We start from the raw sequence: 22,787 nt of genomic DNA, 5'->3' as shown, positions 1-22,787 counted from the left end.
GGTTTCTCGGGTTCCCCTGTTCGGGGAGGGTGCAGGTGAGCGGTATCCGTCCGCTTTTGTCTGATGAGTTACGTACGGGGCAGAAGTGATCAGTAGTCGACGACTTGTCGGCCCTACGGAGAATTCGGGCCATAGATTTCCCCGTACGGCTTTTCGGCCACCACGGACAACATCCGGTCGTCCGGGGGCAGTGCGAGCCGGCCGTCCGCCAGGTCGGCCGCGATCCGCAGAGCGCCGTCGAGCGGGTCGCCCAGGGCCGGCACGCGCCAGGCGTGCGGCAGCCGCTCGCCCAACTCCTCGGTCAGGGGCCCGAGGATCGCGGCGCCCATGTTGAACACGCCCCCGGTGAGCGCGAGATGGGGCTCGCCGTCGGCGGGGCACACCGCGGCGGCCGACTCGGCCATGTGCCGTGCGGCGGTCTGCAGGATGCGCGAGGACACGGGATCGCGCCCGCAGAGGCCGGCCACCTCGGGGGCGAAGGAGGCGAGCACGGCGGCCCGGTCGCTGCGCGGATAGAGCAGGCCGGGCAGTTCCGGCATCGGCCCGAACATCTCCGCCGCCCGTGCCAGCAGCGCGGCCGAGCCGCCCGGGCGGCCGTCGAAGGCGCGCAGGGCCGCCTCCAGGCCCGCGCGGCCGATCCACGCGCCGCCGCCGCAGTCGCCGAGCAGATGTCCCCACCCGTCGGCCCTGCGCCACGACGTGAGATCGGTGCCGACCGCGATCATGCCGGTGCCCGCCGCGATCACGGCACCCGCCCGGGCACCCAGGGCGCCCGTGTACGCGGTCACGGCGTCGGCGGCCAGGGCGAGCCGCCGTACTCCCAGTTCACGGGCCAGGGCGGCCGGGAGCTCGTCCCGCAGTTCGTCGCCGAGCGTGGCCAGGCCGGCCGCGCCGACGGCGACGGCCCCGAGCCGTTCGGCGCCCGCCTCGGCCATCAACCGCCGTGCCATCGGCAGCAGTTGTTCCAGCAGATGACCGGCCGAGATCCCGCGCGGCCCGGTACGGACCGGCTCCCTTGAGGTCAGCGGGGCACCGAGCGGGGCCGGGTGAGGGTGCGCCGGGGCCCCTCGGCGTACGGGAGAGCGGTCATCGCCCGGCACCGCGTGCGCGGCGAGAGCCACGCGCAGTCCCGAGCCTCCGGAGTCCACGGCCAGCACCACGGCAGGGCTCTGCCCGTCGTGCGGTCGGCCGTGTCCTCCGTCGAGTGTCACGGCAGGCGCCAGTCCACCGGCTCGGCTCCTTGCTTCGTCAGCAGGTCGTTGGCGCGGCTGAAGGGGCGCGAGCCGAAGAAGCCGCGGTCGGCCGACATGGGCGAGGGGTGCGCGGATTCGACCGAGGGAAGGCTGCCGAGCAGGGGGCGCAGATTGCGGGCGTCGCGGCCCCACAGGATGGACACCAGCGGCCGGCCGCGCGCGGCCAGCGCCCGTATGGCCTGTTCCGTGACGTCCTCCCAGCCCTTGCCGCGGTGTGCGGCGGGGCTGCGGGGTGCCGTGGTCAGCGCCCTGTTGAGCAGCAGCACGCCCTGATCGGCCCAGGGGGTGAGGTCCCCGTTGGACGGCTGGGGCGCGCCGAGGTCGGTGTTCAGTTCGCGGAAGATGTTGATCAGGCTGGGCGGCAGCGGACGGACGTCCGGGGCCACCGAGAAGGACAGACCCACCGCGTGTGCGGGGGTTCCGAGATCTAGGTACTCGGAACGAGAGGCTGACCAGGCGTGATGACGGCAAGTGAGTGGGTTGACTACTGGACGCAACGAGCCTCCCTCATCCCGGCGGAACGTCTGCGCGAACTGCTTGACGTCCTCGCTGAAGCCGAAGAAGGCGAGCAGGTTGCATGACTAGCGTAATAAGAGGAAGGGGCGAGCGTGTCAGACCCCGCCATTAGAGTGATGTTCGTGGCACCACGACCCCTACATGAACTCGTAGAAGCAGGCTGGGCGAAGGCCCTCGAACCGGTGGCCGGACGCATCGCCGAGATGGGCGACTTCCTTCGCGCCGAGATCGCGGCCGGACGCACCTACCTGCCTGCCGGCCCGAACGTACTGCGGGCCTTCCAGCAACCCTTCGACGACGTCCGGGTCCTGATCGTCGGACAGGACCCATACCCCACCCCAGGCATGGCCATCGGCCTCAGCTTCGCTGTCGCCCCCGAGGTACGGAACCTCCCCGGCAGCTTGGAGAACATCTTCCTGGAGATGCACCACGACATTGGGACACCTCGTCCCTCCAACGGAGACCTCACCCCCTGGAGCAGCCAGGGGGTACTCCTCCTTAACAGGGCGCTGACCGTGCGCCCTCGCGGCGCAGGCTCGCACCGCGACAAGGGATGGGAGGTGGTCACTGAGCAAGCGATCCGAGCCCTTGCCGACCGCGACAAGCCCCTTGTCTCCATCTTGTGGGGCGCTGATGCACGGAAGCTGCGCCCGCTGCTCGACAAGTACCCGGTCATCGAGTCGGCCCACCCGTCACCCCGGTCCGCCGACCGCGGGTTCTTCGGATCGAAGCCCTTCAGCCGGGCGAATGACTTCCTTCTCCGCCAAAGCGCCGAACCGGTGAACTGGCAACTGGCGTAATGCAAGGGTCCTCGGGCGCGGACCGAGGGCCCTTGCCGTCCCATCCTTAATGTGGGAAGGAACTCCCTTACCTGAGCGCGCAGTTGTGTGCAGATCCAACGCTCAGCTGTCCCGGGGTCGGGTAGGGGTCCTGCCCGACGATGAGGACGCGGACCTCGTCGAAGGGCTGCTGGAAGGCCCGGAGGACATTCGCCCCGGACGGTAGATAGGTGCGTCCCGCGGCGATCTCCGCGCGCAGGAAGTCGCCCATCTCGGCGATCCGTCCGGCGACGGGTTCGAGGGCTTTCGCCCAGCCCGGTTCGACGATCTCATGCAACGGTCGTGGTGCCACGGGCGTCACCCTACTGCCGTACACATGGCCGAGATCAAACTGGTGGCCGTCCAGCGTCCGGGGATGACCGATTCGTTGCCGAATCGGTCGTCTCCGGGCACAAGACGCCTACCGCCGAGGGCCATTGGAGTTCCCGGGTGACCACGCTCAGGCCATGACCGCCGCGCGGACGCAGAGGACGTCCGGGAGATGCACTCCGACCTCGGGCTGCCCAGGCCGTCGAACGGCGATCTGACGCCGTGGACGCAGCAGGGTGTGCTCTTGCTCAACAGGGCGTTGACGACGGCTCCGCGCAAGCCCGCCGCGCACCGGGGCAAGGGCTGGGAAGAGGTCACGGAGCAGGCGACACGGGCGTTGGCCGCGCGCGGCAACCCCCTGGTATCCATCCTGTGGGGGCGTGACGCGCGCAACCTGCGGCCGCTGCTGGGGGATCTTCCGGCGATCGAGTCCGCGCATCCGTCTCCGATGTCGGCGGACCGGGGCTTCTTCGGTTCGCGTCCCTTCAGCCGGGCCAACGACCTGCTGCTGCGGCAGGGAGCCGAGCCGGTGGACTGGCGACTGCCTCAGGGCACGGGGCGCGGTACGGCTCGGAGGGCAGGGGTCTCCTGCCCGGGGCGCCCGGCTCGCGCCGGGCGCCTGCCTCGACGCCGGTCGAGCGGGAGCCGTCGCCGGCCAAGCCCCGGAAGGGCCGTCGGACGGGGCACGGCCCGCGGTGGATGCAGCGTCGGCCACCGTCGGCCGCCGACTTGGAGGCCGACGACCGCGCGAACGCGAACTCATCTGGGGTGAGGGCGGGTTCACGGGGCGGCGGCCGGAGGATCATGCCTGCTTGACCGCCGGGGTCCGCGCGGTCCAGCCCACCACGGCGCTCAGGAGGATCACCAACGGCACCAGGACGATTGCCGTCCTGCTCCCCTGGACCACGGCGAGGTGCGCGAAGACCGCCGCTCCCACAGCGCCGCCCGCCATGTCCAGGCTGGTGAGCCAGGACATCGTCTCGGTGATCTCGCCCTTCCTCGCGAGGTCCCCGCCCACCGTACGCAGCGTGCCGAAGACAGAACCGATGACCAGTCCCGCCACCGGACAGAGGAAGAGGACCGCCAGCGGGGAGAGCCGGGTGGCCAGCGCCAGCGTGCCGACTCCCGCCGCGAAGACACAGAGCAGCACCGAGAGCTTGGGGCCGCGGGCCAGGAGGTTGGGCATGGCGCCCAGGGCGAGGCTGCCCAGCACGCTGCCGACGGACAGGGCCCCGATGTATACCCCGGTGAACACCGCGGCGTCGTACTCCTTGGCGTAGATCGGCAGGATCACGTCGGTCGCGGTCACGGCCAGGACGAAGAGCCCGTCGGCGATCAGCAGGCGCCGCAGGGGCGCGGAGGTCAGCGGTCCCAGCCAGTGCCGTCGCCTGTCCGGCTGCGGTGAGGCCGGAGTGTCGAGCAGGAGGCACACCACCAAGGTGGTCAGCACCACGATGACCACCAGCGGCGCGGCACCCGAGAACGACAGGCTGAGCCAGCCGGCCAGCACGGGGCCGGTGACCAGCGCGGTGCCCATCATCGCCGAGTCGAGGGCCATCGCGGTGTTGAGCATGGCCTGGTCGGCGGCGTTGTACCAGACGGTCCGCATCAGGACGGCGATCGGTGGCGCCGTCGCCCCGAGGGCCGCCGATGTCACGAGGACCCAGGCGGTGGGCCCGTGGTCGGACACCACCAGGATCAGCAGGCCGGTCGCCACCCCGTAGCCGGCGAGACAGCCGAGCAGCACCACGCGGGGGGAGTGCCGGTCGATGAGCCGGCCGCGCAGCGGGGACGTCACACACGTGCCGACCGCGAGGCAGGCCACGGCAAGGCCGGCTGTCGTGTACGAGTACGCCCGGCCCACCATCAGCAGCAGGCTCAACTCGACCATGCTGTTCGGCAGTTTCGACGCCATGCCGACCGCCACGATCCGCCAGAACCCGGGCACCTTCCTCAGTTCCCGGTAACTGTGCAGCGGACCGCGCGGGGTCGTCTCCCCTAAGACTTCGGGCTCGGCAGACATCCTCTGGGCTCCTTGCTCTGTGGTGCGGCGGGCATCCGACGGCGGGGCCGGTAGGGCGTTACGGCTCTCGGGCGTCACGCGCGGTGGGTTCGCGCGGTACGTCGTGTGCCGGTTCCCCGACGCCCTGAGACCGTCCGGCATGCTCCGAGTCCGGGGACAGCGGGGCAGGTGCGGTGTCCGGTCCGGGCCGGTCGCCGGGAGGCAGCAGTCGCTTCAGGACCGGGCCGGTGGACATTGTAGTGAGCACGGCCATGGCCACGAGCAGCGTGTAGCGGGTGCCGTCCAGCAACCCCATCTCGCGGCCCGCGGTCAGCACGATCAGCTCGGTCAGCCCGCGCGTGTTCATCAGGGCACCGATCGCCGCCGAGTCCCTCGGCGTCATCCCGCAGAGCCGGGCGGCCCCGGCCGCGGCGAGGAACTTGGCGGCCACGGCGGCGGCCAACAGCACAGAGAGGTCGAGGAGTTGGGACGGACCCAGGCTGGACAGGTCCACGTTCCAGCCGGCCACCACGAAATAGACCGGCATGAAGAGCCGGCTGCTCAGCGACCCCAGACGCTGCCGCAGCCGGACATCCACCTTTTCCGGCAGCCCGCGCCGGGCGCTGGTCCGCACGATGCCGAAGACGAAGGCGCCGAAGATGAAGTGCAGCCCCATCCACTCGGTGGCGGCACAGGACGCGAGCACTCCCACGAACGTGACGACCAGATCGGCCTCGCCGCTCGCCCTGCGCATGAGCGCACGGAGGGCCGGCCGTACGACGCCGATCATCAGGATCAGGTACGGGACGAAGCAGAGGAGGCGCCAGGGTGCGCCGCTGCCGCAGAGCAGCATGACCGCGCCCAGCAGCACCCACGCGAAGATGTCGCAGAGCGCGGCGCTGGCCACCCCCAACTGCCCCAGCGGCGTTCGGGAGAGGCCACGGTCCTCGACGATTCGGGCGAGGACGGGAAACGCGGTCACCGACAACGCGATTCCCATGAACATGACCTGCGGCAACCTGCTCGCCGAGGATTCGCCCGGCCCCCACCACAGGGCGAGACCCGCTCCCACCGTGAACGGGACCGCCATCGCGCTGACGGCGATGGCGAACGAGGTACGCCGGACCGAGCGTTTGGCGGACCACTCGAACTCCGTACCGAGCGCGAACATGAACAGGGCGAGACCGATGTCGGCGAGGGCACTGAGCTCGCTCCGTACTTCCATCGGGAAGAGGGCCTCGGTGAACGACGCGTGCAGCAGCGTGGGCCCGAGGAGGATTCCGGCCACGATCTCACCGATGACGGCGGGCTGGCCGCACCGTCGCGCCACGGTGCCACCTACCCATGCCAACCCGGCGATCAGCGCGACGTCGAGGAAGAAAGCTGTGATCTGGCTACTGGACACGTCAGACAGGTCCCGTCCGAATTCAGATGAAGAGGGCCGGGCGCGCGTTCCTGCGCGCGGCCTGGCCCTTCGGGAGCGGCGCCGCGGCGCGGCGCCGCATCCGCACCTCCAGGTCGGCAGCCGGCCTTACATCATCGACTGCGCGGCCTTCGCCTCCGGGTCCTCCCACCAGCGGTCGTTGCCGATCAGCGGCTTGTCGAGGTCACGCTCGCCGGCCCAGGTCATGTTGAGGATGGTGCGGGCCGCGCCGTCCTCGGTCAGCGGAACGGTCCGGTGCAGCGTGGTGTCGGTGCGCTGGAGGTAGAGGTCCCCGGTGACGAGGCCGTGCGTGTCGATCCGACGCTCGCAGAGGGTCTCGTTGATACGGGGGTCGGTCTTGTCCCAGTGGGTGTGCGGGACGGCCTGGAGCATGCCGCCGCACGAGATGGGAGGCATCCGCAGGGCCCAGATGAGGGCGAAGCTGTAGTCGCCCCAGTGCCATCCGTGGGTGTCCGCCTTGAACTCCTGGTGGGTGATCAGGTAGCGCTCGTCCTCGGAGACCTGGGGAATGACGGGCTCACGGGCCACGCGCCCGAGGAAGCCGAGGAACGACTCCGACGTGGCGATGGTGCGGATGAGCTCGCTCTGCTCGATGTCCTCGCTCTTGACCACACTCATCTTGCGCGGGGTGTTGCCCGTGGTGCGCAGCAGCAGGTCCCGGCGCTCCTTGTGCTCGCCGATCAGCTGATCGGCCTCCGCGCGGACGGCGGTCATTATCTCCTCGGGCACGAGCCGCGCGTCCTTGTCGAACTTCACCACTCCCTTGTGGTGGAACCGGTCCGCCAGCTGCTCGATGCGCTCAGGGGTGTAGTTCTCGGCCAGGAACTTGCCGAGTGTCTCGTCGATCTTGCTGATGTCCATGCTGAGTCCTTCTTCCTGTGCTGATGGGATGGGATCGCGAGAACCGCCCGGGAACGGGGGCGGACGCAGTCAGACGGCCGGCGTGTCCGGCGTGATCTCCAGGTCGACCATGGCCCTGATCTCCGCGAGCACCCGTACGACCGATTCCTGGTCCGGGCCGGAGACCCAGGCGCCCAGCGGGATCGACAGGATGTCGCGGGTGAGCGGCACATGATCGCCCGGCTGGTAGGAGACCAGGACCTTGTCGACACCGGGGTGGTTTTTGACCTGCTCCAGGCCGTGCATGGCCACGAGGGTGCCGGGGCCGACCTCGTTGTGGAGGGCGATCGCCCCGAACATGGCGCGGCTGTTGACCGGCTTGTCCATGACGGCGGGTCGCCGCCCGAGGTAGCACTCCAGGGTGTCGTGGAACGGACGGATGTCCGTGAACTCCGACCACTGGTCGGTGGCGGGGCCGCCGGGGAGCCGGGCGGCCACCTCCATCAGGAAGACGCCGTCCGCGTTGACCTTCACCTCGGTGTGGCTGGGACCGCGGTGCACCCCGAACGCGGTGAGTACCCGGACGACGTACTCCTCGATCCTCGCCCAGTCGGGATCGTCCGGCACGGCCTGGACGTTGTCCCAAAGCGGGAAGTCGTAGTCCCGGTCGTCGGGCCTGCGGTACTCCCACATGTCGATCACCCGGTGGTCGCCGTCGCTGCTGAAGGCGTTGACCGCGAACTCACGTCCCCGGATGTACTCCTCGACCAGCCAGGCGTCGACCGTCCAGCCGAAGTAGTTGGTCTTGTCGACGACTTCGAAGTTCTCGGCGCTCGCGGTGTCGGGCACCAGCGTGGCGCCGATGGAGCCGGCGCCCTCGCGCTGCTTGACGATGACCGGGTAGCCGATGCTCTCGGCGGCCTCGCGGACCTCGGAGGGGTCGCGCACCAGGCGGTAGGCCGGGATACGGAGCCCTTGCGAGGCGGCGTGGTCGCGCATGAGGGCCTTGTCGTGCCTGGCCCGTGCCAGCTCGACGTCATTGCAGGGCAGGCCCAGTTCGTGCGCGATGACACCCGCGAGGTGCACCCCGGACTCCGAGCCCGGGACGACGGCCTTGATCTCCTGGTCGAGCCCCGTGAGAGCGGTCAGGACCTCGGCCGCCTCGGTGGCGTACAGGGAGGCGTCGTCGCCCTTGGCGTGGTCCGGCCAGGTCGCCCTCAGGTCCGCCGGTTCGTTGGTGAAGAGGGACACGACGTCCATGCCCATGTCCCGGACCGCCTGCTTGTAGCCCGCTCCGACCGACACAGGGTCGACCAGGAGAACGGCCGGCTTGCGGTTGCTCAACTGCTTTGCTCCTTCGGGAGAGTGCTGCCGGGGCGTGGTCCGTCCGACCCTCACTGGCCGGCCGCGGTCAGCAGATCGGGGTGGTGGCGGGCGATCAGTTCCGGGAACCCCCGGGTCAGGCCCTTCATCACGTTGTCGCCGTAGCAGGCGAACAGCGGATTGTCCGGGTCGACGACCACACCGCCCGCCTCGCTGACGTGGCGGCTCGGGAGCGGCCGCATCGACGCTTCGAGGCGAGGGCTGTAGAAGAACGGCATGGAGTACCGGTCGACCCCCGGCGCCGGGCGGACGACCCGGTGGACGGTGGCCCTGAGATAGCCGCGCGTGGCGACCTCGAGGAGTTCGCCGAGGTTCACCACGAACGCGTCCGGGACCACCGGCACGTCCACGAAGTGGTCGTCCTCGACGGCCACTTGGAGCCCGCCCACATCGTCCTGGACCAGCAGGGTGAGCAGCCCGAGATCCTTGTGGATGCCCGCTCCCTGGTCCGAGGGGTCGATGTCCACCGACTCGGCGGGACCCGGGTAGTGCAGCAGCTTGAAGTGGACCTGTGGATCGGGATCGACGACCGTGTCCAGGAAGTCCGCAGACGTCTCCAGCGACTCGAGAATGAGGTTGAGCAGTCGGTGGGAGACGCCCGTCAGCTGGTCCATCCAGTCGATGACGGCGGGCCGCAGGCCCGGCAGGCCGGCCGGCCACTGGTTGGGGCCGACCAGCCAGCGATACGCCGGCTCACCCGGGGCCGGGCGTCCGCCGGGCCGTTCGGGCCCGATGTCGAGCTGTTGGCGCTGATCGGGCACACCGCGTGTCCGTTCCCGGCCGAGCTCGGAGTAGCCGCGGAAATGAGGGGAGTTGAGGATGTCCAGCTCGCGGCGCTCCTGATCCGGCAGCGCGAAGAACTCCCGGGACAGGTCCAGCAGTTCGGCCGCACCGGTCACGCCGTGCCCGACCAGCTGGAAGAAGCCGATGTCGTGGACGGCCCGTCGTAGACGGTCCAGGAACTCGGCCCGTGCCTCAGGGCCGCGTTCGGCGTCCCGGAGGTCGATCACAGGAAACGTGTCTGACATGAAGGTGTTCCACTCTCTTGACGCGACGACGAACTGACGTTGCGCAGGCCGTCCGCGGGAACCGACCGGGCCCGGGAATCCCACGGCGGCCCGATCACTGCCGGGACTTCAGACCCCGCGCGCGAGGGACAGCAGCTCGGACCGGGCGGAGCTGTCCTCGGCGAACACCCCGTGGAACGAGGTGGAGGTCATCAGGCCGACGGTCTTGATCCCGCGCATGGTCATGCACAGGTGCTCGCCCTGGCCGATGACGGCGACGTCCGGTGCTTCGGTGATGCGCATGACGTCTTCCGCGATGCCCGACACCAGACGCTCCTGGACCTGCAGCCGGTGGGCGTGCTGATGAGCGATCCGGGCGAACTTCGACAGCCCGAGCAGCTGTTTGGCGGAGCGATAGGCAATGGTCAGCGAGCAGTTGAAGGGCAGCAGGTGGTGCTCGCACAGCGACCACACCTTGATGTCCGAGACCACCACCATCTGCCCCGAGGACGTCGTCTCGAAGAGCGTGTCGATGGTGCCGGGGTCGTAGTTGGTGAACTCGCGCCACCAACGCGCGTAGCGTGCCGGCGTGTCCCGGAGACCCTCGCGGTCCGGGTCTTCACCTATCTCCGTGAGAAGTTCCCGGGCCAGGCCCTCGAGCGGATCCGGCACGGCCTCTTCGGCGATACCGGGACGGACGGTAAGGACCTCATCCTCGATCATCTTGTCGAGCACTCTCAGACACCCCTCTTCTGTCCCCAGACCAGAGTGTGCAGCCTGGTTGTGGTGTTCCAGCCACGGTCGATGACGGTGGACACCAGCTTTTGCATGTGGCCGTTTACCTCTTCGCTGGTCTGCCCCTCCGGCATGATCCAGACCGAGGTGATGCCGAACGCGTCCGCCACTTCGGCCACTTCGTCGAGGTCGGCCAATTCCCGGCAGACGAACTTGAATGTGCTGGAGGGAAGCCGGGCCAGGCTCCGCAGGGCATCGGGAACGATGCGCTGTTCGACAGGATCTCCCGCGTGCGAAAGCTTCGGGGAGACGTTGAAACGTACGCCGGCTTCGATCAGACGCTCGTCGGGAACCCGCGTGCCATTGGTCTCGATCTCGATCTCGACGCCGTGCCGCATCAGTTCATCGACGAGCGGAACGAGTCGATTCTGCTGGTTGAGAGGCTCTCCGCCGGAAATGACGACCAGCTCGACACCGTAGGCGAGCAGTTTCTCCGCGACCGTGCCGACCGGCATCCGGTGGAGTTCTTTCTTGGGGTCGAACTTGATTCCCGTGTCACTGGATCCTGTCCAGTCCCAGGTGTACGGAGTGTCGCACCACCGGCAGGAGAGATTGCAGCCGCCCAGTCGCACAAATGCACATCGACGGCCGATCGAGCGCCCTTCGCCTTGAAAGGCGCTAGGTGGGGCCGAAGATCTCATTGACTACAAGCTCCGGTTCCACAAGGCACCACCCCCTTCACTGAATTCTGTTGCAGGTGACGTGCGCGATGGAGAATCAGGGACGGTATTCGGCCCAGGTCTTCGGCGTCTCGGAGACGCGTACGGCTGTGAGTTCCGGATAGACCGTGTACCACTGCTCATAGATCCACACGGCGAGATTCTCGGCCGACGGATTCTGTTCCTTCACCACGTCGTTCAGGTGCCGGTGGTCGAGGAATTCGTCCATCCACCCTTTGAATCCGGCCAGATCGCCGTAGTCGCGCACGAATCCGGGTGCGGTGAGCTGGTCCCGCTGGGCGCTCAGCTCGATCTCCACCTGGTAGTTGTGGCCGTGCAGGCGACCGCACTGGTGTCCGTCGGGCAGGCCGTCCAGCTGGTGGCTGGCCGAGAAGGCGAACTGCTTGGTGATACGGAGAGTCATCCTCTGTTCCCTTGGTAGGTGGTCGGGTCGTCGACTCCGGCGTCGGTGAAGGCTTCCTGGCGCTCCCAGCAGGCCGCGCAGCGGCCGCAGTGCGCCTCTTCGCCGCGCAGACACGTCCACGTCCGGGTCCACGGGACGCGGAGCTGTTCGCCGAGCAGGACGACATCGCTCTTCTGCAGCCCCGCCAGCGGAGCGAGCAGGTCGAGTTCGGGATGTGCGTACCCCTTGGTCGCGAGTCGCTCCATGGCGATGAAGGAGTCGAGGAAGGCGGGGGTGCTGTCGGGGACCGACGTGGCGTCGCCGGCCATGATGCCGATCGCCACCGCTTCGGCCTTCTCCACGACCGCGATCGCGAAGGCGACGGCGAGCAGCAGCGCGTTGCGGTTCGGCACGATGTTGGGGCTCTCGCCGTACCCGTCCCAGGTCTGCTCGGGCACATCGACCGTGGGGTCGGTGAGCGAGGAGCCGCGGAACATGGCCCCAACGGCGCTCAGGTCCGCGATCTGGTGCGCCGCTCCGAGCCGCTCGGCCGCAGCCGCGGCGAAGTCGTGCTCCTTGCGGTGGCGCTGGCCGTAGTCGACCGACAGCAGGTGGACATCGTTGCCCTGCTCCTTGAGCTGGTGAGCCATGGTCACGGAATCCATGCCACCGGACACGATGGCGATGATCCTCGGCACTGTGCTTTCCCCCAGGATTCGATGGTGGGTGGTGCGAACTGCTGCTCTCTGGTGTCAGGAGAGCGGGACGCCCGTGGCCGTCACCGCCGCGGCCGCCTCGTCCAGGGCGGCAGCGCAGTCCTTCTCGGTCTCGGCAACGGCGATGACCAGGGCGTAGCGCGAGCGCGCGTTGTCCACGGGCGGGAGCCAGAGCTCCCTGCCCGGGTCCGCCAGGGGCGTCACTTCATGGATCGACGCGGGCAGCTTGGCCTCGTCGATCTCGATGGACTCGAGCTTCAGGTCCCGCTCGGGGTAGAGGAAGCGGACGCCGGCCGTCGCCGAGCCGGTGGTCCGCGGGATGTCCGGCACCACGTCGGCGGCGAGGTCCGCGGCCACCAGCCCGATCTCCATCCCGGTGACGAGTCCGCCCAGGTAGGGGATCCGGTCGCCGCCGATCCGGGCATTGATCTCCACGACCTTCGGTCCGGCCGCGGTCAGCCGGAGTTCGGTGTGGGTCACGGTGTCGGTGAGGCCCACCGCGGTGTGGGCGTCCTGAAGGACCTTGAGCAGCGTCTCGTCGTGCAGGAGCGGGTCGTCCGCCCGGACGGTGTGGCCGACCTCCTCGAAGCCGGGGGCGTAGCCGAGCTCCTTGCGCGCCACGAACAGAGCGGTGACCTGCCCGTCGCGGCAGAGGGCCTCCACGCTGATCTCCGGCCCGTCGAGGAACTCCTCGACGAGGATGGGCGCTTCGGAGCGAGGTACCTCGTCGAACCAGATCCTGCCCGCCTCCTGGTAGGCCTCCTCCAGCTGCTGCGGCCCGGGCACGAAGGTCACTCCGCAACTGGCCGAGAGCGCACGGGGCTTGACCACCACGGGGTAGCCGATCCGCTCGGCGGCTTCCTGGGCCTGCGCCAGATCGGTGACGGCGATGGACTCGGCCTGCGGCACGCCCCTCTCCTTGAGGGCCTGGCGGCCGAGGTACTTGTCGCGGCAGGCGCTCACGGCCGCTCGCGGACTGGTCCGCAGCCCCAGCGCGGTGGCCAGCTCGGCGGCGGACTCGACGCGCGTTTCCTCATAGGTCAGCACGCCGGCGAAGCTCTCGGTGCGCGCGCGGGCGATGTCGTCCATCGCCGGGGCGTCCAGCGTGTCGACCACGGTGTACCCGTCGATGTACGGCTTCTCCCAGGAGGGCGGCGCGGGGCACAGGAGGTGCAGCCGGTACTTGGTCACGATGGCCCGCAGCACGTACTCGCGCCATGTCCGGCCTCCGCTGCCCACCAGGAGCAGGAGCGGCTTCTCGGGTGTCGGCGCGCCGGCGGGTGTGGGGTTCGTCGTCATGTCTGCTCGTTTCCTTGGTTCTTCTGTCGGAGGGACGTCATGAGGCCGGCCGGGACTCGGGCGGGGCTGGCCGACACTCCTGGTGTCAGCCCTGAACCGGGTCTCCCGCGGGGTTGAGCGGCTCGACCTCGACCAGGAACCGGGCCACGGCTTCCCGTGCGTTCCGCAGCGCGCTGTCCGCGTCCTCGCCGACAGCGAGCGCTTCGCCGTGCCGGTCGGCGGAGCTGCGGACCTCGGAGATCACGTCACCCACGGCCGCCGAGAGCGAGGCGAACTGAACTCCCTCGGACGTCCGGGCCTCCGTCTCGCCCCCGGCGGCCGTCACCCGGCCCTGCTCGGCCGTGAGGAACCAGATGGCCGCACCCCCGGCCAGCGGCTTGTGCGACACGTCCGCGCGCTCTCCGGACAGCCAGGAGAAGGTCATCTCGTGGATGTCGTATCCCGCCACGATCCGGATCAGTTCCACGATCGCGTCGCCCCCGGGACGGGTGTGCGTCTCGACGAGGCCGGGGCCTTTGGCCGTGAGGATCAGTTCGGTGTGGGCCGGCCCTTCCTCCACGCCGAGGGCGGTCAGGACGGCCTTCGTCTCGTCGGTGAGCATGGTGTGTTCCTCGGCGGTGATCCGCGCAGGCACCACGTGGCCGATCTCGACGAAGCTCTCGGTCTTGAACTTCTCGGTGACGGCGAGGATCTGGTGTTCACCGGCGGCACTGTGTGTCTCGACGCTGAATTCCCGCCCCTCCAGGAACTCCTCGGCCACCCAGGGCGCCGCACTGTCGGAGGAAGCGTTCCCGGCGGACTCCAGCCCGGCGGCCACGTCGGCGAGTTCGGTGGCGTCGGAGATGATGCGGACGTCTTCGCTCGCGCTGCCCCGAGTGGGCTTGAGGATGAGCGGGAAGCCGTTCGACGTGACGAATTCCTCAAGGTCGAGCCGATTGCGGATTTTCGCGGACGCAACCTGGTGCACGCCCGTGTCGCGCAGGATGTCCCGCATAAGAGCCTTGTCGTTGACGGCGGAGACCGTGCGCAGCGGATTCGATTTCAGGCCGAGTTCATGATTGATCCGTGCGGCCGTCTCCAGGTACGGGTCGCCGGCGGTGTACGCGATGTCGAACGGAATGAGTTCCCGCAGCGCGATGGCGGCACGCAGGGCGAGTTCGGGAGAGAACTCAGGGAAGAGGAACGCCGCGTCGACCAGTTCGTGATGCCGTGCGGTCATGTCGGTCTTGGGGCCCACGTAGATGACCTGCAGACCGGAGTTCCGGGCTGCCTCGAGTGCCTCGGTCCGCTTCCCTCCGACAAACAGCACGCTCTTGACAGCGGAAGTTCGCATCAGTAAGCCCTCCGTTAGGGAAACGCCGGCGGCGATAGGTGGACTGCATCGGGGTTGCCGATACAGAGGGGGTGGCCGCAACTCCCGTTCGATGGAGGTGCCGTTGCGTCGGAACCGGCTGCGGCAGGACGGACGGTGGACCACCGACCAGTCGGGGACTGCGCGGCGTGCTCACCCCGGTAATCATCACGTGGCTGGTGCGGTGTTATCCACTGCCGTCTTTTACTCCCAAAAGACAGCTGGGTTATTCGCTGCCTCACGGAGGAATAAAAAGGAGGCGCGACGATACGGTTCCCGGGTGGTGGGAGAACCGTATCGCCGCGCCTGGCCGAAGTCGTCCGCCGTTCTCAGGCGGGTACCTTCACCTGCTCAATGAGGGAGATGGCCGACTCCTGGCTTCTGGGAGCAGGGCCGGGGGAGTGGCCGACGGGCGTGAAGATGAGGATGCACAGACGTGCTCCGGGGGACGACAGGGGCTGTGCCACGCACATGTTGATCGAACCCGGGCCGAGCCGGGCATGCAGCAGGGGGCGCTCCACCTCATAGGGGTGGACGACCACGCCGGCCGATTCGTAGAGCTGCCCAGCGGTGGGGTCCGCGATGACGGCCGATTCGAGCCGGCGCAGAACCTCGTCCTCGGGGCGGGCGGCCAGGTCGGCGCGCAGAAGGGACAGGAGGTGTGGCGCCCAGGCGGTGGTCCAGTTGGAGAGCAGATGCCGGCCGTCGAACAGCATCCACTGCATCGTGTTCGTGGGGCATTTCCCGGGAGGGAAGATGTCTTCGAACGGCCGGTTGTGGGCAAGGATGTTCCACGAGGCGCTCATGACGCATGCCGCGTGGGAGATGCCCTTGACGGCGTCGTTCCAGAGGTGGGGAACCTGTTCGCCGGACTGTGGAGTGAGAGGACAGGGTGGATCGCCGATGCCGGCGTAACGGCACAGCGTGATCCATTCCAGCTCGGAGAGGTCCAAGAGGCGAGCGAGGTCGTGCAGCAGGTCGACGGGAGGGTTCCTGTACTTCCCCGACTCAAGGCGCTGGTAGGTTCCCGGGCCGCGGTTGAGCAGGAGATCGACTTGATGCTGGGCGAGTCCGGCCGCGCGTCGGCCCTTGCCGCTGGGGCGCCTGAGCCCGTGGGCTTCCGGTGCCACCGAGGCTCGTCGTTTTGTCAGGAGCACCCGCAGTGCTTTCGCGTTCATCGAAACTTCCACATGTGTTACCGACCCCCGTGAATCGTGGTGTGCGGTGGTGCTCGGTGCATGGTTCGGACCTGGGACGTCGAGGTGCGGCGTCCAGGTCCATCTCGGTTGGTGGAACGGCTGGTGGAACGGCTGGTCAGGCGTGGTCCGGTGCCGTTGGCGATATCCGCAGGGGGTGTCATGCCCCTGTGTTGGCGTAGTCATGGTGGTGCCAGTTCGTGGTCATCTTGCGACGGAACGATCTCACATTGTGATCACTTGAGGGAGACTTGAGGTTCGCTTTGCGTGTGCGTGTGTGACCGGCCTTCCGTGGTCGGTGGCCAGGACGGGCCCCTACGCGTCTCCTGGCCCGCTCCACGGCAAATGCCCGCTCACCAGCGCAAGTTCAATAAAGGCATGCCGTTCTTGGGTCAAAAAGCTGTGGGTGGATAAAGCGGTGCCGGTCGCAGCATGATGGCTGTGTCCGGGATCGCGAGCGTGACCTGATTCCGTGGGCTCCGGAGCCGGCCGCCCCAACGGGGGACGCCTCGACGCCGGGGGCGTCATCCACGGCCGGGTGTCTCCTGCCGGACGTGGTGCGGGAACGGCGTCCTGGGCGCAGTGGTGACGGCACGACATTCCTCGGTGTGACAGTCCATTCGCGCAATGGACTGTCCGGAGTTCCCGTACGACCGCATTCCGCAAGGTGAAGGGACCAACATGCTCTCAGCCGAGAAGAACCAGATCCTGTCGGAAGTGGGGCCCGGTACGCCGATGGGCGAACTGCTGCGCCGGTACTGGCATCCGGTCGCGCCGATCCTGGAACTGAGCCGGCGAAGAGTCAAACCCGTCAAGCTGCTCGGCGAAGACCTCGTGCTGTTCCGCAAGCCGGACGGAAGCCACGGTCTGATCGCCCGCCACTGCCCCCACCGGGGCACCGACCTGAGTGTCGGATGGGTCGACGGCGACGTCATGCGGTGCCCGTACCACGGCTGGGCGTTCGACTCGGAAGGACGGTGCGCCAGCCAGCCGTTCGAAGAGGCGGGCCCGTCAGGAGGGTTCCGCGACAAGGCCGGCGTCACCGCCTACCCCACGGCCACACTCGGCGGTCTGATCTGGGCCTACATGGGTCCGGACCAGGCGCCGCTGCTGCCCGACTTCGAGCCTTTCAGCTGGGGTCACGGCTTCGTCGAGATCATCATGACCGAGCTCCCCTGCAACTGGTTCCAGTGTCATGAGAACGGCATGGACCCCGTGCACTTCGAGTGGCTGCACCTGAACGGCAACGCCGTACGAAGCAACCCGGATGACCCCGAGTACGTGCCCAGTCACTTGTCCATCGACTTCCTGGAGTTCGAGCACGGCTTCGTCAACGGCCGGGTCGTGGAGACTCCCGTCGTTCCGCCCAAGGGAACGTACGCGGGCACGAACGATGTGACCGAGGGTGGCATCCTCTGCCTCTGGCCCTACACGCTCGCCTCAGGAAACACGATCGAGTTCCGCGTCCCGATGGACGACCGGCGCACGCTCAACATCACGTGGCAGTACTCGGTGCTGCCGGACGACGTGCCTGCCGGGAAGCAGGAGCAGGACAGCATTCCGTTCTGGTACGGCCCGCTCACCGACCCGGTGACCGGCGAGATCCTCACCTCGCACACCGGGAACCAGGACTTCGCCGCATGGGTCGGCCAAGGGGTCGTCGCGGACCGGACCACGGAGAGTCTGGGGCGCAGCGACAAGGGCATCACCCTGTTGCGGCGCAGGTATTTCGAGGCGATGCAACAGGTCGAGAAGGGCGAGGACCCGCCGGGCACCGTGCGTGAACCCGAAGCCAATGTGCGGATCCCGCTTCCGCTCATGGGCAAGTCCCTCTACACCAAAGGGATGCCGCGCCCGGTCTTCGAGGAGAAGCTCGCGGCCCGGAAGAACAGCGGCCTGTTCGGGATCGGCGGATTCCTGACGGTCCAGGCGGGGCGTCCGGATCACCTGCAGAAGGAGTACGACGAGATCGCCGGCGTCGCTCGGACGCAGACGGCCGATGCCGATTGACAGCAGCCACGCGGAGTGTTCCCGGCCTGGCCTCACAGGGGAGGCCGGGGCCTCCGGTGCTTGGACGGTCGTCGGCCGCTCTCCGCACCCGATCGAGTGCGGAGAGCGCGCTCGACGCCTGTGAAGCCATCCAGCCGTCGGACGTCGGGAGGTCCCGACTCTCCGGTGAGCCGGGCCGGCACCCTCGGCCCCAGGCACCCTCGGCACCGGGCACCCCGGCAGGCGCCCGTCGCGGTGGGCCGTCGGAGCCTCCCGGGTCTCAGGCCACGACCGCCGCGCGGACGCACAGGACGTCCGGGAGATGCGAGGCGAGCTGCTGCCAGCTGTCGCCGTCGTCCGCGGACGCGTACACCTCGCCGTTTCGGTTGCCGAAGTACACGCCCGCCGGGTCGGCGTCGTCCGTGCACAGGGCGTCGCGCAGCACCGTGCCGTAGTGGTCCTCGGAGGGGAGTCCCGAGGTCAGCGGTTCCCAGGTCCTGCCGGCGTCGTCCGTACGGAAGACCCGGCACCGCCGGTCGGCCGGGACCCGGTCCGCGTCGGCGTTGATCGGGAAGACGTAGGCCGTGTCCCCGCGGTGCGGATGCGCCGCCACCGCGAATCCGAAGGTGGACGGCAGGTCCGCGCCGATGTCGGTCCACTGCCCGGCCCCGTCGTCGCTGCGGTACACCCCCCAGTGGTTCTGCAGATAGAGCCGGTCCGGGTTCGCCGCGTCACGCGCGACCTTGTGCACGCACTGGCCGAACTCGGGGTTCGGATCCGGCAGGAACACGGCGGAGACACCGGAGTTGGCGGGCTCCCAGCTCGCGCCGCCGTCGGCGGTGCGGAAGACCCCGGCCGTGGACACGGCCACCGTCACGGCCCGCGCGTCGCGTTCGTCGGTGAGGATGGTGTGCAGCCCCTCGCCGCCGCCTCCGGGGACCCACTTCGAGCGGGTGGGGTGTTCCCATAGGGGGCGGACGAGTTCGAAGGACTCGCCCCGGTCCTCCGAGCGGTACAACGCGGCCGGTTCCGTCCCCGCGTACACGACGCCCGGTTCGGCGGCCGCCGGATGCAACTGCCACACCCGCTCCAGCGAGGCGCCCGTCTCCTTGGGGAACTTGACCGCGGGGCGCTCGGGTTCGGTCCACGTACGGCCCAGGTCGTCGGAGTGGAACACGGACGGGCCCCAGTGGGCGCTGTCCCCGCCGACCAGCAGCCGCGGCCTCTCGCCCCGCGAGTCGATCGCGACCGAGTACACGGCCTGCGCGTTGAAGTACGGACTCTCGTCGAACTCCCAGGCGCCGCCGCGCCGTCGCCCGATGAAGAGACCCTTGCGGGTGCCTACCGTGAGCAGTATGTCGGCCATGACCGGCCACCTCCGCGACGTCGTTGTCTGCGCTACGGGCCAGTCTGCACCCCGGCACTGACAGTCACCCCTCGGCCTGGCGTCTGCGCAGGTCGGACGTGCCGTGTCGGCGGACGGCAAGGGTGCGCCGCGCCGCTCTCCGGGCCGCTCGCGGGAGAGTCCCGCGGCCGCAGGCACGCCGTGCCGTTGCCCGCCGGCCCCCGTGCCCGACGAGCCGGCGGGCACGGGGAGTGAGCATCGCGCGGAGTGCGCGCGTAAGGGAGGGGGACGTGGCGTGTCCGTGCGGTCGTGAGGAGGATGCCCTTGATGGCGGCGTTCCGTGGTCCGAAGGTCTGGCTGTGGCGGTGGCGGCGCAACCCGCTGCGGCGGCGAAGCGATGTCCTGGAGGCCTGGATCTTGCTCGCCGCCTGGGTGTTCACGGTGCTCGGCGGTGTGGTCTCGGGCCTGGTGACCGTCGACGCCGTGGAGAACAGTCTCGCGCGGGATCGTGCGGAGTCGCGCACCGTCACCGCTCGGCTCGTCGAGGACGCGCCGGACGCGGGCACGAACGGGCTCACCGGTCGCGTCGTGTGGACGAAGGTCCGCTGGACGGCGCCGGACGGCACCCTTCGCTCCGGCCAGGTACGGGTCGCGGCGGGCACCTCGGCGGACACCCCGGTCCTGGTGTGGACCGATCCCGACGGGCGTCTCGTCAACCAGCCCACCACCGTTGAGGTGGCCCGGCTGCGGGCCTGGCTGATCGGCATCTTCGCGGGCGCGGGCGTGGCGGGCGTCCCCTTCGCCGCCGGCCGTCTTCTCCGCGGCAGCCTGGAACGCCGGCGCATGGACCGATGGGACGAGGAGTGGGACCGGATCGGACCGCTGTGGGGCCGGATGACGAGCTGAGCGGGCGCCGGCTCGGGCCGCTCGCCCGCGTCACACCCCGGCACCCCGTGCCCCTCGGCCGCGACCACGGACCGAGCGCCTCCGCGCGCGACCCCACTTCTCTGCCGGGGCATCCGGGCTACGGCTTCGTCGCCCTCGGCAGGCTGTGCCGGCTCCGCTGCTGCGGATCCCCGGCTTCGTCCTCTTCACCTTCGGTACCCCGTGCCGACACCACTCCGGGGATCCCCGGGTCTGCGGATCTCCGGGTCCGCGGTCTCGTCACGAGGCCTCCAGCGCCGTCCGGCAGGCCCGCAGCAGCAGTTCGTCATCGAGCACGTCGTGGCTGCCGTGACCGCCGGAGCGGGCCCGGTGCCGACGGGGTGAGGCCAGTTCCGTACGGACGAGGTCGTGGACGGGCGCGCCCGCGACGCCCATCCGGACGAGGCACGCGGCGATGCTGCCCCGGGTGTACGGGTTGTGCCGCCAGGCTTCACGGAACACCGGCAGGACCGGTTCCGGATCTCCGGCGATGTCCCACAGGGCGCAGGCGGCGGCCGTCCGCTCCCACACTCCGGCGGAGTCCGTCAGGCGGCGCAGTCCGGGGAGCGCGGGCGCGGCCGCCGCCCCCATACGGCCGAGAGCGTCGGCCGCCGCCCGGCGGCTTCCCGGGTCCCCCTCCGGGGCCAGTGCCCCGAGCAGCACCGGAAGGACGGCCTCCGTGTCCCCCTCCACGGACCGCAGCGCGTCGGCCGCCGTCACGGCGTTCTCGCCCGTCAGCAGGTCCCGCAGCGCCGGTACGGCCTCACGCGCCCGCGGACCGAACGCGCCGAGCGTCCTGGCCAGCGCCTTCACCAGAGCGTCCCGGAGCCGCAGCTCGCGTGGTGTGCCGTGCAGCAGCCGCAGCACTTCCGGTACGGCAGGGGCGTATTGCAGTGTGCCGAGACCGCGGAGCAGCGGCGCGGCGCGGTCGTAGGTGTCCGGGGAGTCGAGCGGGACCTCGGCCAGCCGCTCGCGCAGCAGCGGAGCCAGCGGCGCCGCCGCCGGGCCCAGATGTCGGATCGTGTCACCTGTCTCGTTCGGCACGACCGGGTGGCGCAGCACTTCGGCGAGGGCCGGTATCGCCCGCGCGTCCCCGCAGCGGGCGAGGGCTTTCAGGGGGCGGTCCAGCGTCGCCGTGCCTCGCCCCCGGGAGTCCGTGCCCGACTCCACGAGGGCGGCCAGCCGGTCGGCCGCCGGAGCCGCCAGAGTGAACAGGAACTCCAGGACGGACACCGCGGCGGAGCGCAACCGCTCCTCGTCCGAGTCGAGTTGCTCACCGATCAGCGCGACCGGCTCCTCGTAGGAGGCCCGCCATTCACGGAACAGGACCGCCGACATCCACACGGCATTGCACCGGTCGGCCGTGTTCCGGCTGCTCAACTGTCCCTTGAGGAGGGCGATCCGGTCCGTGGTGCGGGCGCCGAGCGCCTTGTGGAGCGTCCGGAGCAGCTGAGCGCCCTCCTCGTCCGCGGGGCGCATCCGGCGCAGACTGCCGATGAGGGTGTCGGTCGACGTCCGGACGGGCTCTGTGGACGGCCGGATCCGCTGTGACCTGGTGTGGAGCAGTGCGACGACGGTGGGTACGAGGTCGGCGGGCAGCCGGTCGGGGGCGCACGAGGCGAGCTGTCCGAGCGCCGCGAGCCGCAGTCCCGGGTCGTGCGGCGAGCCGCACAGCGACACCAGACAGTCCACCGCAGCGGCCCTGGAACCGCCGTGCAGCCGGGCGAGAAGCCCCAGGCTCTCGACCAGTGCCAGCCGGACACCGTCCTCCTGTTCGTCCCGCAGCCGCTCGCTCAACAGGGCCAGGACGTGCGGCGTTTCGTGGTGGAAGCGTACGAGCGCCGACGGCGCGGCGCGGCGCACCTCCGGGTCCGCGTCCGTGACGAGGCCGAGGAAGACCGCGGCACCCGCCCGGACCGCCGCCTGCGCCATCGCGTAGTTGTCGTCCTCGGGGTCTTCCGCACCCTGTCCGCCTCCGGCCCCGTCCTCGCCGTCCCCGAAACCGTCCCCGAGGATCTCCCCGTCCTCCGATCCCCCGATGCTGGCGAGCAGCTCCACGATTCCGCCCCGGTCGGGAAGTCCGGGGTGTCCGGCGAGCGCGAAGAGGAAGGGGATGGACGCGAGCGTCGAGTCGTACACATCGCCCTGGTGGTGCACGGCTCCGTACATCCCGTCGAGCGCGGTCTCCCGGTCCTGGGGGAGCGGCGAGGCGAGTCCCCGCAGCAGCTCCGGCACGTCCGCGGCGCTTCCGTAGGCATGCTCCATCGAGGCCCAGTCGACCTCGTCGATCCCCCTGAACACGGTGTCCTCCCCAGGCGTACGGCCATTGATCGTGAGTGTGCACCACGGCACTGACAGTGACGCCCGGGAGCCGTCCCGTCGACGGCGTCGGTCCGGCCAACTACGGAGCGAACGGCCGTTTCCCGACGGTCGGCCGCAGCGACGCCGCCGACGGGAGGACCCGGCCGGGGGAGGTGCGAGTCGTGAGACAGCGCCGCCGGGCACCCTCCTGGGTGC

The 22,787-nt window shown here is 69.5% G+C and carries 18 protein-coding genes and 3 pseudogenes; 4 read left to right on the top strand and 17 right to left on the bottom strand.

The window, feature by feature from the left end:
• Window positions 1–113 precede the first annotated feature (113 nt).
• Together OG485_RS08000 and OG485_RS07995 are read right to left on the bottom strand one after the other, a co-directional pair.
• Window positions 114–1,211 (bottom strand): N-acetylglucosamine kinase, encoded by a 1,098-nt coding sequence (locus tag OG485_RS08000; protein ID WP_328665314.1) that lies wholly within the window; start codon window positions 1,209–1,211, stop codon window positions 114–116.
• Window positions 1,208–1,672, bottom strand: a pseudogene (locus tag OG485_RS07995) (uracil-DNA glycosylase); the annotation flags it as partial. The pseudogene OG485_RS07995 and the gene OG485_RS08000, both read right to left, overlap by 4 nt.
• A 219-nt stretch (window positions 1,673–1,891) precedes the next feature.
• Between OG485_RS07995 and OG485_RS07990 the strand changes: the two are divergent.
• Window positions 1,892–2,569 (top strand): uracil-DNA glycosylase, encoded by a 678-nt coding sequence (locus tag OG485_RS07990; protein WP_328665312.1) that lies wholly within the window; start codon window positions 1,892–1,894, stop codon window positions 2,567–2,569.
• 76 nt (window positions 2,570–2,645) lie between these two features.
• Here OG485_RS07990 and OG485_RS07985 read toward each other — a convergent pair.
• Window positions 2,646–2,900 (bottom strand): annotated as a pseudogene (locus OG485_RS07985) (uracil-DNA glycosylase); the annotation flags it as partial.
• Window positions 2,901–3,083: 183 nt separating this feature from the next.
• On the opposite strand from OG485_RS07985, the pseudogene OG485_RS07980 reads away from it, so the two are divergent.
• Window positions 3,084–3,464: pseudogene (locus tag OG485_RS07980) on the top strand (uracil-DNA glycosylase); the annotation flags it as partial.
• Between the two features lie 255 nt (window positions 3,465–3,719).
• Here OG485_RS07980 and OG485_RS07975 read toward each other — a convergent pair.
• From OG485_RS07975 to OG485_RS07920, 12 genes are all read right to left on the bottom strand, one after another.
• Complete coding sequence (locus OG485_RS07975; protein ID WP_328665311.1) at window positions 3,720–4,940, bottom strand: MFS transporter; 1,221 nt, start codon at window positions 4,938–4,940, stop codon at window positions 3,720–3,722.
• Between the two features lie 58 nt (window positions 4,941–4,998).
• The gene (locus OG485_RS07970; protein WP_328665308.1) at window positions 4,999–6,324 is read right to left on the bottom strand and encodes a cation:proton antiporter; all 1,326 of its coding nucleotides are present in this window, start codon (window positions 6,322–6,324) and stop codon (window positions 4,999–5,001) included.
• Window positions 6,325–6,450: 126 nt separating this feature from the next.
• Complete coding sequence (locus OG485_RS07965) at window positions 6,451–7,224, bottom strand: HalD/BesD family halogenase (RefSeq protein ID WP_328455198.1); 774 nt, start codon at window positions 7,222–7,224, stop codon at window positions 6,451–6,453.
• A gap of 69 nt (window positions 7,225–7,293) precedes the next feature.
• The gene (locus tag OG485_RS07960; RefSeq protein ID WP_328665305.1) at window positions 7,294–8,547 is read right to left on the bottom strand and encodes an ATP-grasp domain-containing protein; all 1,254 of its coding nucleotides are present in this window, start codon (window positions 8,545–8,547) and stop codon (window positions 7,294–7,296) included.
• A 50-nt stretch (window positions 8,548–8,597) separates the two neighbouring features.
• Window positions 8,598–9,614, bottom strand: coding sequence for an isopenicillin N synthase family dioxygenase (locus tag OG485_RS07955; RefSeq protein WP_328455202.1), 1,017 nt, complete (start codon window positions 9,612–9,614; stop codon window positions 8,598–8,600).
• A 108-nt stretch (window positions 9,615–9,722) separates the two neighbouring features.
• Complete coding sequence (gene folE, locus OG485_RS07950; RefSeq protein WP_328665303.1) at window positions 9,723–10,328, bottom strand: GTP cyclohydrolase I; 606 nt, start codon at window positions 10,326–10,328, stop codon at window positions 9,723–9,725.
• A 2-nt stretch (window positions 10,329–10,330) separates the two neighbouring features.
• Window positions 10,331–11,029, bottom strand: coding sequence for a 7-carboxy-7-deazaguanine synthase QueE (locus tag OG485_RS07945; protein WP_328665301.1), 699 nt, complete (start codon window positions 11,027–11,029; stop codon window positions 10,331–10,333).
• Window positions 11,030–11,105: 76 nt separating this feature from the next.
• Window positions 11,106–11,471, bottom strand: a complete 366-nt coding sequence (locus OG485_RS07940) for a 6-pyruvoyl trahydropterin synthase family protein (RefSeq protein ID WP_328455208.1) — start codon at window positions 11,469–11,471, stop codon at window positions 11,106–11,108.
• Window positions 11,468–12,127, bottom strand: coding sequence for a 7-cyano-7-deazaguanine synthase (locus tag OG485_RS07935; protein WP_328674275.1), 660 nt, complete (start codon window positions 12,125–12,127; stop codon window positions 11,468–11,470). The genes OG485_RS07940 and OG485_RS07935 overlap by 4 nt, the downstream gene beginning before the upstream one ends.
• Window positions 12,128–12,202: 75 nt before the next feature.
• Entirely contained in the window at window positions 12,203–13,465 is a 1,263-nt protein-coding gene (locus OG485_RS07930; protein WP_328665299.1) for an ATP-grasp domain-containing protein, read from the bottom strand.
• An 85-nt stretch (window positions 13,466–13,550) separates the two neighbouring features.
• Complete coding sequence (locus tag OG485_RS07925) at window positions 13,551–14,798, bottom strand: ATP-grasp domain-containing protein (RefSeq protein WP_328665297.1); 1,248 nt, start codon at window positions 14,796–14,798, stop codon at window positions 13,551–13,553.
• A gap of 347 nt (window positions 14,799–15,145) precedes the next feature.
• Window positions 15,146–15,994 carry an MmyB family transcriptional regulator gene (locus OG485_RS07920; RefSeq protein WP_328665295.1) on the bottom strand — a complete coding sequence of 283 codons (849 nt, stop codon included), beginning with the start codon at window positions 15,992–15,994 and terminating at the stop codon, window positions 15,146–15,148.
• 699 nt (window positions 15,995–16,693) lie between these two features.
• Between OG485_RS07920 and OG485_RS07915 the strand changes: the two genes are divergently transcribed.
• A complete protein-coding gene (locus tag OG485_RS07915) occupies window positions 16,694–18,022 on the top strand; it encodes a Rieske 2Fe-2S domain-containing protein (protein WP_328665293.1) in 1,329 nt (442 codons plus the stop codon).
• A 259-nt stretch (window positions 18,023–18,281) separates the two neighbouring features.
• Here the strand turns inward: OG485_RS07915 and OG485_RS07910 are convergent, their stop codons facing one another.
• Window positions 18,282–19,367: a WD40/YVTN/BNR-like repeat-containing protein gene (locus tag OG485_RS07910; protein WP_328665291.1), complete on the bottom strand. Its 1,086-nt coding sequence runs from the start codon at window positions 19,365–19,367 to the stop codon at window positions 18,282–18,284.
• 306 nt (window positions 19,368–19,673) lie between these two features.
• Between OG485_RS07910 and OG485_RS07905 the strand changes: the two genes are divergently transcribed.
• Complete coding sequence (locus tag OG485_RS07905; RefSeq protein WP_328665289.1) at window positions 19,674–20,252, top strand: Rv1733c family protein; 579 nt, start codon at window positions 19,674–19,676, stop codon at window positions 20,250–20,252.
• A gap of 258 nt (window positions 20,253–20,510) precedes the next feature.
• Here the strand turns inward: OG485_RS07905 and OG485_RS07900 are convergent, their stop codons facing one another.
• The gene (locus OG485_RS07900) at window positions 20,511–22,571 is read right to left on the bottom strand and encodes a HEAT repeat domain-containing protein (protein WP_328665287.1); all 2,061 of its coding nucleotides are present in this window, start codon (window positions 22,569–22,571) and stop codon (window positions 20,511–20,513) included.
• Window positions 22,572–22,787 lie beyond the last annotated feature (216 nt).

It is taken from the genome of Streptomyces sp. NBC_00328 (genome assembly GCF_036139655.1).
Taxonomy (GTDB): domain Bacteria; phylum Actinomycetota; class Actinomycetes; order Streptomycetales; family Streptomycetaceae; genus Streptomyces.
The sequence above is the reverse complement of the archived record's forward strand: the minus strand, read 5'-3'. Positions and strand labels throughout refer to the sequence as shown.

Bases quoted from the DNA above. Each gene is read 5' to 3' on its own strand.
- OG485_RS07975 (WP_328665311.1), bottom strand. From the start codon at position 4,940: ATGTCTGCCGAGCCCGAAGTCTTAGGGGAGACGACCCCGCGCGGTCCG.
- OG485_RS07965 (WP_328455198.1), bottom strand. From the start codon at position 7,224: ATGGACATCAGCAAGATCGACGAGACACTCGGCAAGTTCCTGGCCGAG.
- OG485_RS07955 (WP_328455202.1), bottom strand. From the start codon at position 9,614: ATGTCAGACACGTTTCCTGTGATCGACCTCCGGGACGCCGAACGCGGC.
- OG485_RS07945 (WP_328665301.1), bottom strand. From the start codon at position 11,029: ATGAGATCTTCGGCCCCACCTAGCGCCTTTCAAGGCGAAGGGCGCTCG.
- OG485_RS07940 (WP_328455208.1), bottom strand. From the start codon at position 11,471: ATGACTCTCCGTATCACCAAGCAGTTCGCCTTCTCGGCCAGCCACCAG.
- OG485_RS07930 (WP_328665299.1), bottom strand. From the start codon at position 13,465: ATGACGACGAACCCCACACCCGCCGGCGCGCCGACACCCGAGAAGCCG.
- OG485_RS07925 (WP_328665297.1), bottom strand. From the start codon at position 14,798: ATGCGAACTTCCGCTGTCAAGAGCGTGCTGTTTGTCGGAGGGAAGCGG.
- OG485_RS07920 (WP_328665295.1), bottom strand. From the start codon at position 15,994: ATGAACGCGAAAGCACTGCGGGTGCTCCTGACAAAACGACGAGCCTCG.
- OG485_RS07915 (WP_328665293.1), top strand. From the start codon at position 16,694: ATGCTCTCAGCCGAGAAGAACCAGATCCTGTCGGAAGTGGGGCCCGGT.
- OG485_RS07910 (WP_328665291.1), bottom strand. From the start codon at position 19,367: ATGGCCGACATACTGCTCACGGTAGGCACCCGCAAGGGTCTCTTCATC.
- OG485_RS07905 (WP_328665289.1), top strand. From the start codon at position 19,674: ATGGCGGCGTTCCGTGGTCCGAAGGTCTGGCTGTGGCGGTGGCGGCGC.